Raw genomic sequence first — 17,688 nt, forward strand, 5'->3', positions numbered from 1 at the left:
GGAAAGCAACTTTGCAATTATCCACAATCGGGAGAACCGTTATCTTTTTATGAGCGTAATGCAATTTTTTGTGCTACAAAATTAGGGTGGAACCACGACCACACTCGTCCCTTTCCAGGGATGGGTGTGGTCTTTTTTTATTTCATTTTTAAAATTAGGAGGAATTTACATGTCAATTAAAGCTGAAGAAAGAGTAAGTCATCAAAAGCTAGGACAACAATTGGAGCTATTTATGTCCATTGAAGAAGCACCTGGTATGCCGTTTTATTTACCAAAGGGGATGGTATTACGAAACGAACTGGAGAATCTTTGGAAAGTTAAGCATCAAAGATCGGGTTACCAGGAGATTAAAACACCAATCATGATGAAGCAAGAGCTTTGGGAGCAGTCAGGCCACTGGGATCATTATCATGAAAATATGTATTTTGCTAATGTGGATGAACAAAAGTATGCGATTAAACCGATGAGTTGTCCGGGGGCAGTTCTTATCTTCAACAGCAAAAAAAGAAGTTACAGAGAGCTTCCAATCCGTTATGCAGAGCTCGGATTAGTACATCGTCATGAATTATCCGGTTCGTTAAATGGACTCTTACGAGTTCGAGCATTTACACAAGATGATGCACATTTGTTCGTTCGTGAGGATCAAATAGAAAAGGAAATCGATAAAGTGCTTGATTTAGTGGATGAGTTCTATTCTGAGTTTGGTTTTAGCTATAAAATCGAATTATCTACACGCCCAGAAGATTTTATGGGTTCTGTGGAAGCTTGGGATCAAGCAGAACATGCGCTTGAAGCTGTGCTAAAGCAAAAACAAGTAGCATATCAAGTAAATGAAGGAGACGGGGCATTCTACGGACCGAAAATCGATTTTCATATTTTAGATTCCCTTGGCCGTAGCTGGCAATGTGGAACAGTACAACTTGATTTTCAAATGCCAGAAAAATTTGATTGCAAGTATATCGATGAAGACAATCAGCTAAGACAACCAATAATGATTCACCGTGCAATTTATGGCTCTATCGAACGTTTCATGGCAATTCTCTTAGAGCATTTTCAAGGAAGCTTTCCACTTTGGTTAGCACCTGTTCAAGTGAAGATTTTACCAATAGCAGACGCTCATGTTTCATATGCAGAAGATGTGAAGAAGCAACTTGAAAAAGAAGGTTACCGCGTGGAAGTCGATGATCGTGTGGAAAAAATAGGACTAAAAATACGAGAAGCAGCCTTACAAAAGCATCCGTATATGCTTATTGTGGGTGATCAAGAAATAGAGCGTGACAAGCTCTCTGTGAGAAAGCACAAAGTTGGAGTTATTGGTGAAATGAGCATGGATGAATTGCTGGAGCAATTAAAAAGCGAATGATCACTGCATGACAAACCCCTCCTATAAAGGATTTTCGACTAATCTTCACGAATAAATCTTGTAGGAGGGAATTCTATGAAAACTTTAAATGATTTTCCGTATTTAGAAACAGAACGTTTTCTATTGCGAGCAATAGAAGTGAAGGACGCCGAGGAAGTATTCCATTATTTTTCGCTAGATGAAGTGACAAAGTATTATGATTTGGACACGTTTACAAGTAGGAATGAAGCCATTCAATTAATTGAAAACTGGCAAAAACGATTTGCAAATAACGAGGGTATTCGATGGGGAATTGCGACGAAGGATACCAATAAAATAATCGGCAGCTGTGGTTATCATAATTGGGAGAAAGAGCATTTCAAAGCGGAAGTGGGATTTGAAGTGACACCAGAGTACTGGCAGAAAGGAGTCATGACGGAAGTATTAAAGCATGTATTGAAATACGGCTTTGAGAGAATGGGACTCTTCCGAATTGAAGCCCTTTATGACCCTGAAAATACAGCTTCTAAAAAGACGTTAGAAAAAGCTGGATTCACATACGAAGGTATACTGCGAAAATCATCCTTTGAAAAAGGACAGTTTTGTGACGCAGCTATTTGTTCTATATTAAAGAACGAGTATATGGATAAGGAGCTATGATTGTGAGTAATCAAATGCCGATGTATGTTCAAAGCTTTACGCAGAACTATGTAGAGCTGCTAAATAAGCACTTACCTTCGGATTTAATAGAAGGCGTATACATATACGGATCGATTGCTCTCGGGGCATTCGATGAAGTGAAGAGCGATATAGATTTTATTGTTTTATTAAGTAGTGCAGTAAATGAACAAGAACTCTCGATCCTACAAGATATCCATGTACAGATGAACAAACACGCATTTGGAAAAAGAATGGATGGGTTATACATTCAGGCTAGTATGATAGGCAAAACAAATGAAGAATTACCTGCGTATCCTTATTGTACGGATGGAATTGTAGAAGTAGGTTATTGGGACGTTAATCATATTACTTGGTGGATTTTAAAAAAACATGGTATTACATTGCAAGGCATACCAATTGGAGAATTGAACATTCCTACAAAATGGGACGATGTATTAGAAACAATGGAATACAATATAAACCAATATTGGTTCAGTAAATCAAAAAAGACCTATTTATTTTTATCTGACAGTATGGTGGAATTTGCAACTTGTACGATTAGTAGAATAGTTTGTTCGCTTGAACTAAGAGCTATTTTATCGAAGGACGAGGCAGTTAGGTTATGTGTAGACATGCTACCAAAAAGATGGCATCTCCTTTTAAAAGAAGGTTTTCGTATTCGAAAAAAGGCTAATACAAAATCATTGTACAAAAGCAAACTAAAAAGAGCTAGAGATTGTAGAGATTTCATTTTATATACACATCAATTATGCAATGAAAATTTTTTTATAAGAGGAGTAAGTAATGGAAATTAAACTATTAACACCAACCGATGCAAGTGCATACTGGAAATTGAGATTAGAAGCATTACAGCAAAACCCGGAAGCATTTGCAACAAGTTACGAGGAAGCGATACAAAGAGCGAATCCAATTGAACAAGTAGAAAAAAATCTACAAACAGAAGGCAACTATACTTTCGGGGCATTCCAGCAAGACAAGCTAGTTGGGATGGTTACACTGTCTCAAGAAGGCTATCTTAAAATGAAACACCGAGCAAATATTTTCGCGATGTATGTGAGCCCACAAGCTCGTGGATTAGGAGCAGGAAAAGCGTTGCTTATAGAAGCAATTGATAAAGCTAAATCCATAAAAGAAATCGAAAAGATAAATTTGTCTGTCGTATCAACAAATGAGAAAGCAAAGAAGCTATATAGCCAATTAGAATTTAAAGTTTTTGGGGTAGAGGAAAAAGCATTGAAAGTTGCCGATACATATTACGATGAAGATCATATGGTACTTAGTTTGTAGTAGAAGGGTTTACATGAAAAGTGTCGAAGTAGTTATTGAATTATACAAAGGAGGTAGAAGGTTATAGAAGCAGAAAAGTTAGTGGATAGCTCGAGTGCAAATGACAAGCAAGTGATCTACCGTTCTCCTATTCGGTCTATATTCGATAAATTTTCAAGCACTAAAGATGCTTCATTGGTTTATGGAGAGCCGATTGAATTCGAAGATAAATGTGTACTCCCCGTTGCGAAAGTTAATTATTATGTTGGGGGTGGCGGTGGTTATTCCGATGCGAGTGAAAATACCTCTGCTGCTCAAGGTGAAGGTGGAGGGGGCTATTTTGCTATTAAGCCAGTAGGAGTCTTTGAGATTACACCTGAAAAAGTGAAGTTTAGACCTGTTATGAATAGTTATTTCATTTTAACAATCATTAGTGTTGTTACGCTTGGACTTGGGTTCTTATGGAAGAGATCTCGAAAATAAAATGATAGAAAGAAAATCCGCTGAAGAATTATGACTTAGCGGATTTTCTTTGCCTTCTCCTGAAGAAAGTTAATAATAGAAGTGCGGTAATGGCACCAGTGGTATCAAGTATTACATCTTGAGCAGAAGCTGTGCGTCCACTGGTGAATGATTGATGTAGCTCATCCGCTACTGCAAAGAGCATTGTGAGAACAACAGCTATAATTGTTCGATATTTAAATTTAGGTAAAGCAGCAAAGATTGCAAGGGCAATCACACCGAAATAAAAGAAATGCGTCCCTTTTCGAATCAAAAACTCGACGAATGCATAGTATCCTCGTTCTTCAATGGAAACTAAAATGCCCCAGTAAGGAATCTGAAAGAAGGATAGAAATGACTCCAAAGGTTTACCTGGTAACCACTTCTCAAGCACTGGTATAAGTGATTGCTGTTCGGCTGTTTGTCCAGACGAAATAAAAACAACGACGAGTAAAAAGAATAAAGGAATAATTTTTTTCATAAGAAAACAGTAACATAAAAACAGGAAGTTTCATATGTCTGTATAAATAAGCTATAGTATTTATAGAAAAATAAATTTGGAGGTATGGATCAATATGTCTAAGCTTACACCATTTTTAATGTTCGAAGGGCGAGCAGAAGAAGCGATTAATTTTTACATATCCATTTTTCAAGAATCAGAAATCATTCGTTTAGCTCGTTACGGAGCAGAAGGTCCCGGAAAAGAAGGGGAAGTATTGCAAGCGGTATTTACGATTAATGGACAAGAATTTTTATGTCATGATAGTTCGATTCAACACCAATTCACGTTTACACCTTCCATTTCGCTATTCGTGGAATGTGATTCTGAAGAGGAACTCGACCAAGCATATGCACAGCTTTTGGAAGGCGGACAAGCCTTAATGCCGATTAACAATTATGGCTTCAGCAAAAAGTTCGGCTGGGTGCAAGATAAGTTTGGAGTTTCATGGCAGTTAAATTTAGCGAATTAAAGGATCTAAAAGTAAACCCGAGGAGCAACGAAATGCTCTTCGGGTTCCATTTACTTAATTGGTATCCAGATTTCTGAATAATAATCCTCGCTCGAAGCATCCCCACTTGAATACACTTCTAACTCAGGAGTTCCAGCAGGGACATACGGATTAGAAGGGAACCATTCGGAATAGATTTGTTTCCAAGTATCCTGCATCGCATGTGGCATGGCGCCGTGTACTTCAAAAATAACCCATTTCGAAGCAGGAATTTCTAATGAAGATAAATGTTCCGGGACATCTCCAATATGAGCCGAAGCAATCCAGTAGTCCATCAAGCCACTATCTTTCTGACTCTCATCTACAACACATACACCGAGTACTCCTTCAATTTCCCCATTGTTTAATTGGAAAAGCTGGCCATCTGTGCCGTTTGTGTTTACCTCATCCCAAAATAACGGGATATTTTTCAAATTTTCACCTGTTTTACAGTTATACGTTCTTTTCACTCCAACAGCTTGGAAACTTTCTTTTTCCGCAATCTTATACTTCATTGGTTCTGCCCCTTTCAAGCTCACCTGGATGACCAGACGATTGTATGATTGTAAATTACCTCGTTTCTTTCGTGCATCACTTGGCGTCACGCCATGCTGCTTTCGAAAGGCCTTCGTAAAAGCTTCGGGAGTGTCGTAGCCATATTTGTAGGATAGGTCGATGATTTTACTATCGCTATTTATTAATTCCTGCGCTGCTAATGTCAATCTTCTGCGACGAATATAATCGGCGACTGACATATCTGTTAAAATGGAAAACGTTCGTTGGAAATGAAATACAGATGAATTTGCCACTTTAGCGATTTGTTCCATCGTCAATTCATCCAGTAAGTTTGCTTCTATATAATTGATTGTTCTTTGTATCGACTCAACCCATCCTATGACCCTCACCTCATGTAAATCATAAATTGTAACTATTATTGAATCCTGTCATTTTGTGCTCACATTGGACCATTTTCATTTTGCTAAAAGAAGTTCCACAATCACTTTCGGCCGAACATCTAATGAAGGAAGGTCAGCCATATCAATCCAGATTGGTTCATAGAGTCCTCGTTGAACGGAAGTGTGGAAATATTCTTCGCCTGTACCCGTTCCAAATTTTCCGCCAATAATATCAGCAAGGAAAAAGTGTTGCCTTCCGTTATACTCCAGAATTTTAAAGGGACGTTGAATACGTACATGTACCCCTAGCTCTTCATACGTTTCTCGGATTGCCGCTTCCTCTGGTGTTTCTCCATCCTCAATACCTCCACCTGGAAATACATAGTAGGTCTTATGTGGTTTCGTTCTTTTGATTAAGGCAATTCGACCATTTTCAATAATGATAGTTGCTCCTCTGTTTCTTATATAAATACACCTTCCAATCTAATGATAGTAGACAGAACATTCGAACTCATACTAGTATTATTATATATCAAACTAAAGGGTGAGAATTAATATGGAGATAATCGAAATTCACCAAAGGCCTAAATTCTTTCAAGAAGCCGTGAAACTATTTTGGGAGCAATGGGGCAATGAAAGTAACTATAAATTTTACGAAGATTGTATGATTCATGCAGGCAAAGACTCCAGTTCTCTGCCGATATTTTATGTTGCGTTAGAAAATAATGTCATTATTGGTACCTATGCATTACTTCGAAATGATATTAATAGTCGTCAGGATTTGTTTCCATGGTTGGCATGTCTATATGTCGACCCAGCTTTTAGAGGGAATTCTATAGGTAAACAACTTTTAGAACATGGACTACATGTGACTGCAAAGCTGGGGCATGAAAAACTATACTTATCCAGTGACTTAGTAGGGTACTATGAGCAATATGGTTGGATTAATTCTACTATTACTTATGGGCCTTTTGGAGATTCGATTAAAGTGTATGAAAAAGCGGTGAACTAGGATAGGAGGATGAAAATGATCAACGTATTATTTGTCTGTCTGGGGAATATTTGTCGTTCCCCAATGGCGGAAGCAGTTTTTAGAAATCTAGTAGAGAAAGAGAAATTAAGTGATCAAATTAGGGTAGACTCTGCTGCAACTAGTGCTTGGCACATAGGTGACCCTCCTCACAGAGGAACCATTATGAAGCTCGAGGAATATAATATTTCTACAAAAGGAATGGCTGGAAGGCAATTACAAAAAGAGGACTTTGAGAAATTTGATTATATAATTGGTATGGATCAAAGTAATGTGACGAATATTCGAGAAATATTAGGACAGCCAGATCATCCAAAGGTTATGCGTTTCTTAGATTTAACAAAACAACCAAAAGATGTGCCGGATCCCTACTATACAGGGGATTTTCAAGAAACATATGATCTTGTGTTAGAGGGCTGCCGAGCGTTATTAGATAAAATGAAAATGGAACACAAAGAGCTGTCAAGATGATAGCTCTTTTTCATTAATAGGTGATAAGCAGGTCTCATACAAGTTAGAAAGTGTTAAAAATGCGAGGATGAGGAGACTTTGAATTGGACTTATTTGTCATTGGAGATGTGCATGGCTGTTATGTAACATTTTTGAAGATGATAGATCGATGGGATAAAGAAAGGGAAATACTGATTCAGTTGGGAGATTTAATAGACCGAGGAAACGGATCGCCAGAAGTTGTAAAATTAGCAAGGCACTTAAAGAAAGTACACAGGGACCAAGCATTTTTTATAAAAGGTAACCATGAATATGAGATGATAGAACATATAACAAACCCACCAAATAATAATTGGTTAAAGCAAGGTGGTTCGGAAACATTGCATCAATACTTAGCGGTTGGGCAAAACATAAAAGACGACGTAGACTGGTTGCGAACTATGCCCTTGTATTGGGGGAATGATCACGTCTTTATAAGCCATGCGGGTATTTCCGAAATAGCAAAAAATCCATTCAATGAAACTAGTGAATACGGTATTTTGTGGAATAGAGGTCCATTGAAAAATATACAGAAACTGCAAATTATCGGCCATACACCAGGAGATTGGCCTATATTTGATAGGCAAAGTAATTCCTGGAATATTGACACAGCCGCTGTATTTGGTAATCAGTTAACTGGAATGAAATTAAAGCAATCCGGGGAATTAATTGATTGGATACACATCAGAACAGACAAGAGGGATATGAGGAAAAAGAGATAAAGGGGACAAGGGAAATGCCTAAAATTATTCACGAAACATATATAGAAGCTCCCTTAGTAAAATGCTTTGACCTTGCCCGTAGCGTGGAAAAACATATAGAAACAACATCAAATACAAACGAAAAAGCAGTTGCAGGAGTAACAACGGGGCTATTGCAACTAGGAGATAGTGTTACGTGGGAAGCAATTCATTTTGGTGTAAAACAAAAACTAACGGCAAAAATCGTAGCTATGGAGGCACCGCAAAATTTTACGGATGTAATGATTCGAGGGGCCTTTCATTCTTTTACGCATATCCATATATTTACTGAAAGTTATGGAGGCACAATTATGAAGGACGTATTTACGTATAGAGCCCCATTCGGAGTGTTAGGAAAGATAGCAGATCATTTATTTTTAGAAAAATACATGAAGAATTTTATTATTTCAAGAGCCAGCGAATTAAAGAAAATAGCAGAAAAGAATATCGAAGATACATTTTAAAGGAGAACAAATAGATGGAATATATACATTCTCAAGAGATACCAAAGACAGATGTACTAAATGGTATTATGGAACTCCATAAACATGTTTTTGAAGGAGCAGAGCTAAAATTAGTAGAACTAACTGAGAAAAAGAACCTATTAATATTTGTAGCAGTAGACAGTAATCGGATCGTAGGTTTTAAAATCGGATATGAGTATAATGACCAAACGTTTTATAGCTGGCTAGGCGGGGTACATTCAGACTATCGAGGAAAAGGCATTGCATCTGAACTGATGCACCGGCAACATGAGAAAGTAAAGGCTCTTGGATATCAAAAGGTCCGTACTATATCTCGAAACAAAAGGCGAGCAATGTTATTACTAAACATTAAATTTGGCTTTGATATAATAGAAACGTTTATCAGTGAAAAAGGGACACATAAAATTGTACTAGAGAAAGAACTTTCATAAGGAAGGGGCGTTCTGTATGAGTCAGAGAGCCTCTGTTTATATTTTACAAAAGATGAAAAGAGTTTTAATACCATTTTGAAAGAAATACTGTATAATGATTTGAACGCTCGACGAAAGCCACGGTATTACGTTAGAAAGAGGTGGAAGTAAAGATGGATATCATATTGCTTATTATTGTTATTAATGTTGTGTATATGACATTAACTACATTGCGTTTGATATTAGTTATTAAAGGTTACAGAGTAGTAGCATCGTTCTTGTCTATGGCAGAAGTGTTTGTTTATTTAATGGGATTAACGATGGTTCTTGATAATCTGGACGAGCCTTTAAATATTGTTGCTTATTGTGCTGGTTGGGGTCTTGGCGTATATTGTGGAAGTATTATTGAAAATCGATTAGCACTAGGCTATGTCGTATTTGATGTAATCGTCGACTCATTAGAAATAGAAATTCCAATTCAAGTTCGAGCAAAAGGCTACGGTGTAACATCTTGGGTGGCGGATGGAAAAGACGGAAAACGTCTTTGTATGAAAGTGCTAGCTAAACGAAAAAACGAATTAAAGCTAAGAGACTACATTCTGTCCTTATCGCCTAAAGCTTTTATCATTTCCTATGAGCCAACTAGATTTAACGGTGGTTTCTTGATCAGACCATCTAGATAGAAAAAGGACGAGCTATTTTTCGAGGAATCGAGAAAGGCTCGTTTTTAGTAATAAAATAATTCGTCAATAATGTTAATTGCCTGTAAAATAAGAGTAATCTGCTAAAGGGGATGTTAACATGGCGAAATACGAAGCAAAGATGAAAGAAACAGAAAGTAGTGTCATTGAATTTATTGAAACTGTGGAGAATCCTAAAAAGAGAGAAGATGCCTATAAGCTGCTGGAAATTTTCAGTGAAGCAACTGGCTATGAAGCGAAAATGTGGGGACCAAGCATTATTGGTTTCGGGTCGTATCATTATAAGTACGCGTCTGGACATGAAGGAGATGCTCCGCTTGTAGGGTTCTCTCCTCGTAAAGCAAAAATCAGTTTGTATTTCGCGACTGGGGATACAGAACGTGAAGTCATCCTAGAGAGATTCGGCAAGCATACGTCTGCGAAAGCGTGTGTGTATATTAACAAAGTAGCGGATATTGATGTAGAAGTGTTAAAAGAATTGATTAATAGATCGATTAAGTTTTTGCAAGAAACATATGGAAGTTAATGTATTTATTTTGCTATGGGATAAACAATTAATGTATAATACTTAAAGTAGGAAAATGAATCGAAAGAGAGTGGGACTTTATGGGTCGTAAATGGAATAATATTAAAGAAAAAAAAGCTTCCAAAGACGCGAATACTAGCCGTATCTATGCAAAATTTGGACGTGAAATATACGTAGCTGCAAGACAAGGTGAACCTGATCCTACTTCTAACCAAGCATTAAAAGTAGTATTAGAACGTGCGAAAACATACAGTGTGCCAAAGCATATTATTGATAAAGCAATTGAAAAAGCAAAAGGCGGATCGGAAGAAAGCTATGACGAGCTTCGTTACGAAGGTTTCGGTCCAAACGGTTCGATGGTAATCGTCGATGCGTTAACTAACAACGTAAATCGAACAGCATCCGATGTGCGCGCAGCATTCGGTAAAAATGGTGGAAACATGGGTGTCAGTGGTTCGGTTGCGTATATGTTCGATGCAACTGCTGTTATTGGAGTCGAGGGCAAGACAGCTGATGAAGTATTAGAGCTTTTGATGGAAGCAGATGTAGACGCTCGTGATATTATCGAAGAAGAGGATTCTGTCATCGTTTATGCTGAACCGGATCAATTTCATGCAGTACAAGAGGTTTTAAGAGCTGCTGGAATCGAAGAGTTTACAGTTGCAGAGCTATCAATGCTTGCACAAAACGATATTTCCTTGGAAGCAGATGCACAAGCACAATTCGAAAAAATGATCGATGCAATAGAAGATTTAGAAGACGTACAACAAGTTTACCATAACGTAGACTTAGGAGAATAATAGAGAAAAAGGTTGTCTCATCAGTAGTTTTACTACTTTTGAGGCAACCTTTTTCTTTTGGGTTAAGGTTGTTTTACTGTCTATTTGGAAGAAAATCAGGAAAGTTTGGAAGAATCAAAGCTATTGTTAGAAACAAGTATATTAAAAAGTAACTTCAACTATGAACGTAACAATTACTATTTACGGGAGAGCTAGTTGTGAGAGTTAATATCACGTTAGCATGTACAGAAGCAGGAGACAGAATTTATATTACTAAGAAGAATAAGCGCAATAATCCAGAGCGTATTGTACTAAAAAAATACTGTCCACGTTTAAAAAGAGTAACACTCCACCGAGAAGCGAAGTAATCGAAAAACAGCCTCACCAATTTTGGGGAAAGGCTGTTTTAATTAGCGAGTCACTGAATTCTTTCGACGATAATTCCATTGCTGATATTGGAAGCGTACAAAGCAACCGACACAAAACCCAAGAATTGCAATGAGTGCAGCTAAACCAACCATGACTGTCGCAACATTAAATAATATAATCAAATTTAAAAAATAACTGATACTCGCAATAAATAAAAAGCCGACTGCAAGCCACTGATTAAATCTTAGCTGGGCGTAATCTTCTTGAATATATTCATTTGCAAGTTTAGATAAAAATCGTTTAACTATAACTAAAATAGGGTGAAACCCAGTTAATAAGCTAGAAAGATTTGCAATTAGAGGGATGAATAGAATCCATACTGATTGTGTAATGACCGCAATGATTACAGACAAAACAATTGTCCACTGATTTGCCATCACAAGAGGTTTTGGAATTGTTTTCATTTTAAAACCTACTTTTCATATTTGATTTATTATATTATATGTTTGGTTTAGTTAAATGTAAATACAAAAGAAACAAATTACAGGTAGTAGAAAAAATCGAAGGGTCTGCACCGGATTAGCTTGAAAATGCTAGGTAGTCAAGGAGTGGCAACAACAGGAGGAAGTATTCACAAACAGTAATAAGCCTTACTCATTTAAGAGTAAGGCTTATTACTGTAGACAAATTATTTACAAATGTGCCTATCCATATATTTCAATCTGCACTTCTTGAATGCAATTGGTGCACTCTCAAGATTTTTTTTCAAATTCACAAATATCAATCCATTTCTGTAAAGAAACAATCACTTCCTTGAAGGCAAACCCGTTGGCAGTAAGCTCATATTCTACTTTTTTGGTAGAGGATTCAAGTAGTTTTTTATTGACTAATTTGGCATCAACTAAATCATTAAGCCTTTCAGTAAGTAATCGGTCAGAAATACCAGGGATACTTGTAAGAATTTCGTTATAGCGTTTTGAGCCGGATAGCAATGTGTAAATAATCATCCCCATCCAACGTTTACCGATAAATTCAATGGCCTGATGATAGTTACTACAATAGTTATTATATATATTGGTATCATTTGGTTTATCCAATAAAAAAACCTCCATTAAATCATTCGTTTTCTTTTATTGTAGCATATAGAACTTTTTTATTGACGAATAAACTTACTAATGGTAAGCTCTTTTAGTACAAAAACTTACTAATAGTAAGTTTCGGGAGGAAATAATATGTCGACAGAAAAAGAGTCAAATCTATATACGATTATGCATGCTAGAAAATCAGTTAGAGTTTACGATCCTAATTTTAAAATTTCACAACAAGAGTTAGAAGAAATTATTAAAGAAGCAACATCTGCACCGTCTTCAAGTAATCTTCAAGCATGGAAATTCCTTGTCATTCAAGATGACAATATAAAAGTAGAACTTCGAGCGATAGCGAATAACCAAGAACAAGTAGAAACTTCTTCGGCAGTTATTGCAGTATTAGGAAATGCTGAAATGTATAAAAATGTCGAACAAATCTATACTCAAAATGTAGCTGAAGGCTATATGGATGAGGCTACAAAGGATTTAATGATTAACAATACAAATCGTACTTATCCTTTTGCTACATTGGAAACGAGAAAAAATATTGCCACCTTTGATGCTGGTCTCATTGCAATGCAATTGATGTTGGTTGCAAAAGAAAAAGGATTAGATACGGTAACGATGGGGGGATTCGATAAAGTGAAGTTTGCAGAAAGATTCGAATTACCTGAGCATATTTTTCCAATCGCACTAATTGCCATTGGTAAAGCAGCTGCACCTGCATACGGTTCATCCCGTCTACCACTAAGTGAAATTGTTCAATTTACTTAATGTATCCAAATAACCTTTAAATCTATTTTGTAGACTACTTTTTGTAGGATTTATAGGCTGTATACCAAACGATTAAACGGGTTGGTATACAGTTTTTTTTGTATGAGAAGCAGAATGGAACATAGAAATGTGTTATCTATAATAAAAATATAGAGTAATAGTTTAAAAGGCATACGAAAGATCTCATTGATATATTTCCTGGGAAATTGACAAAATTCGATGCTTTACTACAAGTATGTTACTGGTGCCAGGTACCAGTAACATATCTGTAATCATTTTTTCTTTAGTTTATTGATTTGTTTAGTTAATGCAATAAACTGTTGATCCAACTCGTTATATTTGGCATCTTTTTTCTGCAAATAACTTAATTGTCCTAGCACTGCTTGTCGCTCAGTTTCTAATGTTAATAGCTCTTTTTCACGTAAGGATTCATTCTTTTTATGCATCCATTCACTATAGCCCATTTCTACTTTACGAATCGTTTTATTTTCAAAGATGAGTAGTTTATTCGTTAGCTTTTCTAAAAAATAACGGTCATGTGTGACTAATAAAATTGTTCCAGGATAAGACGACAAAGTCTTCTCCAGTTGTTCTCGGGATGGAAGATCCAAATGATTTGTTGGTTCATCTAATAGCAAAACGTCTTTTTGGTCTAATATGAATTCCATTAGCTTTAATTTTACTCGTTCTCCCATACTCATGGTACGGATCGGACGGGACCAGTGATCTTTTGAAAATCCTAAATTCATCATAAGGGTTTGAATTTGTCCTCTTGTTTCAAAATCAGTGGGTCCAAAAAACTCAAATGGTGTTTTTTCTTCTGGTAAGTCAAATACTGTTTGACGCAGGTAGCCGATGTTCATCGCTTCTGACTTCCAAAGTTCCCCTTGGCCGTTTTCTTCCCCTAACAACATGCGGAAAAATGTCGACTTTCCACTCCCATTAGAGCCTATAATGCCAATTCGTTCTTGAGATTGGACGGTGAAAGTGGCATTTTGGAACAGCAATCGATCTTCAAATGTTTTACTCAAGCGTTTGGCTTCTATTACTCGCTTTCCTTTTTTCTTGTTACCTTCAATAGAGAAGGCCACTTCTTTTTCTGCTTCTGGTTGATCGATAGTGTTTTTGGAAAGCTCGAGTTCCAATCGTTTCTTTTTAGAGCGAATTTGCACATCCATTTTCTTTGCTTTCACTCGGTAATATTCTTTATTGAATTCATGTTTAGTTGAATCTGCATGTGCTTTAGCTGACCAATTTCGTAGCGCAGCCATTTGTTTTTCCACTTGTTTGATCTTAGTTTGTTGTGCATCATATAGTCTTTGTTGTGAAAGTCTTGATTCTTCTTTCTTTTGTCGAAAAGATGTATAGTTGCCAGCGTACACTGTTAACTTTTTATTTTCCACTTCCCAAATCCAATTGGCTACTTCATCTAAAAAATAACGATCATGAGATACTAAAATAATTGTTCCAGGGTAGGCCTGTATCTGTTGCTTTAAGAATGACAAGCTTTCTTGGTCTAAATGATTCGTCGGCTCATCCAATAAAAGAAGCTGCGATTTTTCCGCAAATACTCGGGAAAGACGACTCTTCATTTTTTCCCCGCCACTTAAATCGTTATACTCTCTATGCCCGGGAACAGACCATTTACTGAAATAAGCTCGCTCCTCATCTGCAAAATCATCGTTCTTAAATTGATCATCCTCTTGTTTAAAATAGCCTATAGTAGGTGTAGTTCCAAACCATTCTATAGATCCACTGGATGGAATCGTTTCTTTTGCCACCACAGAAAGTAGGGAAGATTTCCCTTCTCCATTCCTTCCTGTTATGCCAATAACAGCACCTGTTGGAAGGTCTGCTGTTATATTTTCCAAAATAATCTTTTCCCCAAATGTGATACTAATATTCATTAATTTACCGTGTAATGTCATATAATCCGCTCCTTTTGGAGGAATAAAAAAATCCCTCCGAATATGAATCGGAAGGACTCGTTGCCTTTTAAAAAATACGCAAAAAACCACTACAAAAAAGAGTGTTGTAGAGAATCTTTCGTATTTGATTGAAAAATGGGCAGACTAATCCTATTTCCGATTTTGTAGTGTTTATTTTGTTAAACCTCTACTTAAGAAATAAGATTAAATATCCATCGTCCACCCATCATCCTCTCAAAAATAGTTGTCTTCATTATAGCATATTCTAACTTTCTTTTTTAATAAACAATTTCACTAATGCAGAAAAAGCGATAATTGAGTATATGATCGCAAATGATGAAAAAATCCAAAATTCCTTTCCAAAATAATTTAAGTCGTCCGGTTCAAAAAAATTAATAACATTTACTACTGGAGGAAAGATTAATAATAGCCACTTTAAGAATGACAGCTTTTCCACTATGCCCTCGTAAGAAAGGGTAATTGCAATAATAAGAACTGCAGAAAGCCAAGTGTATCTCTTTGGGATAAAGGAAGTGATGGATGAGAAAGAACCAACTAAAATACCGAATATAGCAAATAAAAGATGTATGTAAATCGAGAGCCCAAAATGGACGGGTTGAACTGTTTCTTTGAAGCTGCCCAATAGTAAAGGGTAGAAAATCGAAAATAATGTCAACGCTAGCGCAATAAGAAAGCTAATCATCCATTTACCGAGTAAATAATTTACTTTCCCGACCTGAACAAATAGCATATTTTTTTCAGCTTCCTCTTCAATGGAAAATAAGCTCATCGCTATCCATGTTGTCACTATATACAAGACAATACTTGAAACGGCGTAACTACTTAATATTTCCACTCCACTATAATGGTATAAAACAACTATCCATATTAAAAAGGTTGCAGCTGGGGGAATTATTTTGAAGGAGCGGATATAACTTTTGAATTGGTACTTTATAAATCCCTGCATTGTTAAATCCTTTCCCTGACATCAAGCACAGAACAATTGTTATTCAAAAGCTTTCTCAGCAGATCATCACTCTTATCTTTAGATACGGTGATAATAGCTATGTCCTCTTCGATATGCATTTCGTTTAATTGAAGTCTTAACAATACACTTTTGTTTGAAAATCTCACTTTTATTACAAGATGGGGGCTTTTAGTTTCTGTATGAACTAACACACGTCCATCTTTTACATAAAATATTTGATCTGCAATATTGTCTACTAACAGGTCTTCATGGGTTGTAAAAATAATGGTCATTTTTGTTTTTAGTTTTTCTAACATAGCCATAAGATTTAGCTGCGAGCTTGTATCTAAACCAGTTAAAGGTTCATCCAGCAAAAGAATGTCTGGTTTGATTAGAAGTGCTTGAAGGATGCCTACTTTCTGTTTTGTGCCTTTTGAACATTTTTTTAAAGGGGTGTTTGTAAAAGGCTCTATTCCAAACAAACGGATGTATTCAGATAGCTCTGCTTCTATATCCGTCTCAGACATACCTTGGAAGGTCGCTACTAATGTTAAATATTCCTTTAGTTTGAATCGAAGGTTTTCCGGAAAATGTTCAGGGACATACCCGATTCTTTTCGCATTTCGTACTAACTTTCCGCTCGTAGGGTCATAAATCCCTGCAAGTAACTTCAACAAGGTGCTTTTACCGGAGCCATTTGATCCGCGAATCGCAATCGATGCATGTTCCTCAATTTGAAAGGAGACATGCTGTAAAATCTCTTTCCCATCGATTTCTTTCTTCAAATCCGATGCTTCTAAAATGACGTTTCCCACTGATCCACCTCCGCTTCGTAAATAGTTTAACATGTTTCAGCCTACTTTGATAATTCAATAAACCATGATGATCATATCGACTTTTTTATTTTATAATGTATTTTTCTTCAATTAAATATCAAAAAATGTATTTAATTTCGTGAAATTTTATGAAAATTCCTGTACAATTACAACATGTTTTTAAGGAGGTATGAGAAATGCAGCAATTAGATGCGTATGAAATTATTTCATACATACAAAATGCTAAAAAGTCGACACAGGTGAAGGTATATGTAAAAGGGAAAGATATCGACAAGCTTTCTTTTGGAGAAAACACAAAGGTATTTGGAGAAGGTAACTCACTCGTACTGTTTGGAGAATGGGCTGAGATTGAAGTAGCACTTAATGATTATGCAAACTTAATAGAAGATATCGTTGTAGAAAATGATAGTAGAAATTCTGCCATCCCTCTATTAGATTTAAAAGGTATCAATGCGCGTATTGAACCAGGTGCTATTATTCGCGATCAAGTAAGTATTGGCGATAATGCTATTATTATGCTAGGAGCCGTTATTAACATAGGGGCTGTAATTGGGGAAGGCTCGATGATTGATATGGGAGCGATTCTTGGTGGACGTGCAACGGTCGGGAAGAACTGTCATATTGGAGCGGGAGCGGTGCTTGCAGGTGTAATTGAACCACCTTCTGCAACTCCAGTTATAGTAGAGGATGATGTATTAATAGGCGCCAATGCAGTTGTATTAGAAGGCTGCAGAGTAGGAAAAGGTGCTGTTGTAGCGGCGGGAGCAGTCGTAACGAAGGATGTTCCGCCATATTCAGTAGTTGCAGGAACACCAGCAAGAGTTATAAAAGAAATCGATGATCAAACACGCTCTAAAACAGAAATTATGCAAGAACTACGTCAACTATAAG

25 protein-coding genes are annotated in these 17,688 nt (G+C 36.6%); 17 read left to right on the plus strand and 8 right to left on the minus strand.

All coding sequences use genetic code 11. The features are described 5' to 3' along the window. Positions 1–169 precede the first annotated feature (169 nt). The 5 genes from thrS (at position 170) to FG382_RS12875 (ending at position 3,772) form a co-directional block, all read left to right on the plus strand. Positions 170–1,363 (plus strand): threonine--tRNA ligase, encoded by a 1,194-nt coding sequence (gene thrS / locus FG382_RS12855; protein ID WP_142539292.1) that lies wholly within the window; start codon positions 170–172, stop codon positions 1,361–1,363. Positions 1,364–1,438: 75 nt separating this feature from the next. Next, positions 1,439–2,002, plus strand: coding sequence for a GNAT family N-acetyltransferase (locus FG382_RS12860; RefSeq protein WP_142539293.1), 564 nt, complete (start codon positions 1,439–1,441; stop codon positions 2,000–2,002). Positions 2,003–2,004: 2 nt separating this feature from the next. Beyond that, a complete protein-coding gene (locus FG382_RS12865; protein WP_170206512.1) occupies positions 2,005–2,817 on the plus strand; it encodes a nucleotidyltransferase domain-containing protein in 813 nt (270 codons plus the stop codon). Next, positions 2,807–3,310, plus strand: a complete 504-nt coding sequence (locus FG382_RS12870) for a GNAT family N-acetyltransferase (protein ID WP_142539295.1) — start codon at positions 2,807–2,809, stop codon at positions 3,308–3,310. The genes FG382_RS12865 and FG382_RS12870 overlap by 11 nt, the downstream gene beginning before the upstream one ends. Before the next feature lie 81 nt (positions 3,311–3,391). Then, positions 3,392–3,772 (plus strand): GerW family sporulation protein, encoded by a 381-nt coding sequence (locus tag FG382_RS12875; protein ID WP_170206513.1) that lies wholly within the window; start codon positions 3,392–3,394, stop codon positions 3,770–3,772. A 28-nt stretch (positions 3,773–3,800) separates the two neighbouring features. Here the strand turns inward: FG382_RS12875 and FG382_RS12880 are convergent, their stop codons facing one another. Further along, the gene (locus FG382_RS12880; protein WP_142539297.1) at positions 3,801–4,271 is read right to left on the minus strand and encodes a VanZ family protein; all 471 of its coding nucleotides are present in this window, start codon (positions 4,269–4,271) and stop codon (positions 3,801–3,803) included. Between the two features lie 94 nt (positions 4,272–4,365). Here FG382_RS12880 and FG382_RS12885 point away from each other — a divergent pair, with 94 nt between their 5' ends. Then, on the plus strand, positions 4,366–4,761 hold the full coding sequence (locus FG382_RS12885; RefSeq protein WP_142539298.1) for a VOC family protein: 396 nt from the start codon (positions 4,366–4,368) through the stop codon (positions 4,759–4,761). Positions 4,762–4,811: 50 nt separating this feature from the next. On the opposite strand, the gene FG382_RS12890 is transcribed toward FG382_RS12885, so the two are convergent. Together FG382_RS12890 and FG382_RS12895 are read right to left on the minus strand one after the other, a co-directional pair. After that, positions 4,812–5,675, minus strand: a complete 864-nt coding sequence (locus tag FG382_RS12890; RefSeq protein WP_142539469.1) for an AraC family transcriptional regulator — start codon at positions 5,673–5,675, stop codon at positions 4,812–4,814. 75 nt (positions 5,676–5,750) lie between these two features. Next, the gene (locus FG382_RS12895) at positions 5,751–6,140 is read right to left on the minus strand and encodes an NUDIX hydrolase (protein WP_142539470.1); all 390 of its coding nucleotides are present in this window, start codon (positions 6,138–6,140) and stop codon (positions 5,751–5,753) included. Between the two features lie 91 nt (positions 6,141–6,231). On the opposite strand from FG382_RS12895, the gene FG382_RS12900 reads away from it, so the two are divergent. From FG382_RS12900 to rpmG, 9 genes are all read left to right on the plus strand, one after another. After that, positions 6,232–6,687, plus strand: coding sequence for a GNAT family N-acetyltransferase (locus FG382_RS12900; RefSeq protein WP_142539299.1), 456 nt, complete (start codon positions 6,232–6,234; stop codon positions 6,685–6,687). Between the two features lie 15 nt (positions 6,688–6,702). Further along, entirely contained in the window at positions 6,703–7,176 is a 474-nt protein-coding gene (locus FG382_RS12905) for a low molecular weight protein-tyrosine-phosphatase (protein WP_142539300.1), read from the plus strand. An 83-nt stretch (positions 7,177–7,259) separates the two neighbouring features. Further along, positions 7,260–7,916, plus strand: coding sequence for a metallophosphoesterase family protein (locus FG382_RS12910; RefSeq protein ID WP_142539301.1), 657 nt, complete (start codon positions 7,260–7,262; stop codon positions 7,914–7,916). A 14-nt stretch (positions 7,917–7,930) separates the two neighbouring features. After that, a complete protein-coding gene (locus FG382_RS12915; RefSeq protein ID WP_142539302.1) occupies positions 7,931–8,398 on the plus strand; it encodes an SRPBCC family protein in 468 nt (155 codons plus the stop codon). A 14-nt stretch (positions 8,399–8,412) separates the two neighbouring features. Then, entirely contained in the window at positions 8,413–8,850 is a 438-nt protein-coding gene (locus tag FG382_RS12920) for a GNAT family N-acetyltransferase (protein WP_142539303.1), read from the plus strand. A 152-nt stretch (positions 8,851–9,002) separates the two neighbouring features. Continuing rightward, positions 9,003–9,512 carry a DUF2179 domain-containing protein gene (locus FG382_RS12925; RefSeq protein WP_142539304.1) on the plus strand — a complete coding sequence of 170 codons (510 nt, stop codon included), beginning with the start codon at positions 9,003–9,005 and terminating at the stop codon, positions 9,510–9,512. A 118-nt stretch (positions 9,513–9,630) separates the two neighbouring features. Beyond that, entirely contained in the window at positions 9,631–10,056 is a 426-nt protein-coding gene (locus FG382_RS12930) for a DUF1801 domain-containing protein (protein ID WP_142539305.1), read from the plus strand. Between the two features lie 80 nt (positions 10,057–10,136). Continuing rightward, complete coding sequence (locus FG382_RS12935) at positions 10,137–10,856, plus strand: YebC/PmpR family DNA-binding transcriptional regulator (protein WP_142539306.1); 720 nt, start codon at positions 10,137–10,139, stop codon at positions 10,854–10,856. 197 nt (positions 10,857–11,053) lie between these two features. Next, positions 11,054–11,203, plus strand: a complete 150-nt coding sequence (rpmG, locus tag FG382_RS12940) for a 50S ribosomal protein L33 (RefSeq protein WP_142539307.1) — start codon at positions 11,054–11,056, stop codon at positions 11,201–11,203. Between the two features lie 42 nt (positions 11,204–11,245). On the opposite strand, the gene FG382_RS12945 is transcribed toward rpmG, so the two are convergent. Together FG382_RS12945 and FG382_RS12950 are read right to left on the minus strand one after the other, a co-directional pair. Continuing rightward, a complete protein-coding gene (locus FG382_RS12945) occupies positions 11,246–11,668 on the minus strand; it encodes a DUF4395 domain-containing protein (RefSeq protein ID WP_142539308.1) in 423 nt (140 codons plus the stop codon). A gap of 288 nt (positions 11,669–11,956) precedes the next feature. After that, a complete protein-coding gene (locus tag FG382_RS12950; RefSeq protein WP_229677409.1) occupies positions 11,957–12,301 on the minus strand; it encodes a winged helix-turn-helix transcriptional regulator in 345 nt (114 codons plus the stop codon). Between the two features lie 135 nt (positions 12,302–12,436). Here FG382_RS12950 and FG382_RS12955 point away from each other — a divergent pair, with 135 nt between their 5' ends. Then, positions 12,437–13,066: a nitroreductase family protein gene (locus tag FG382_RS12955; protein ID WP_142539310.1), complete on the plus strand. Its 630-nt coding sequence runs from the start codon at positions 12,437–12,439 to the stop codon at positions 13,064–13,066. 272 nt (positions 13,067–13,338) lie between these two features. On the opposite strand, the gene abc-f is transcribed toward FG382_RS12955, so the two are convergent. The 3 genes from abc-f to FG382_RS12970 form a co-directional block, all read right to left on the minus strand. Further along, the gene (gene abc-f / locus FG382_RS12960; RefSeq protein WP_142539311.1) at positions 13,339–14,994 is read right to left on the minus strand and encodes a ribosomal protection-like ABC-F family protein; all 1,656 of its coding nucleotides are present in this window, start codon (positions 14,992–14,994) and stop codon (positions 13,339–13,341) included. Between the two features lie 265 nt (positions 14,995–15,259). Then, the gene (locus tag FG382_RS12965; RefSeq protein ID WP_211356394.1) at positions 15,260–15,850 is read right to left on the minus strand and encodes a hypothetical protein; all 591 of its coding nucleotides are present in this window, start codon (positions 15,848–15,850) and stop codon (positions 15,260–15,262) included. Positions 15,851–15,963: 113 nt separating this feature from the next. Further along, on the minus strand, positions 15,964–16,809 hold the full coding sequence (locus FG382_RS12970) for an ATP-binding cassette domain-containing protein (RefSeq protein ID WP_142539313.1): 846 nt from the start codon (positions 16,807–16,809) through the stop codon (positions 15,964–15,966). 164 nt (positions 16,810–16,973) lie between these two features. Here FG382_RS12970 and dapD point away from each other — a divergent pair, with 164 nt between their 5' ends. Next, positions 16,974–17,687 carry a 2,3,4,5-tetrahydropyridine-2,6-dicarboxylate N-acetyltransferase gene (dapD, locus tag FG382_RS12975; RefSeq protein ID WP_142539314.1) on the plus strand — a complete coding sequence of 238 codons (714 nt, stop codon included), beginning with the start codon at positions 16,974–16,976 and terminating at the stop codon, positions 17,685–17,687. Position 17,688 lies beyond the last annotated feature (1 nt).

This window comes from Psychrobacillus lasiicapitis (genome assembly GCF_006861795.1).
GTDB lineage: Bacteria > Bacillota > Bacilli > Bacillales_A > Planococcaceae > Psychrobacillus > Psychrobacillus lasiicapitis.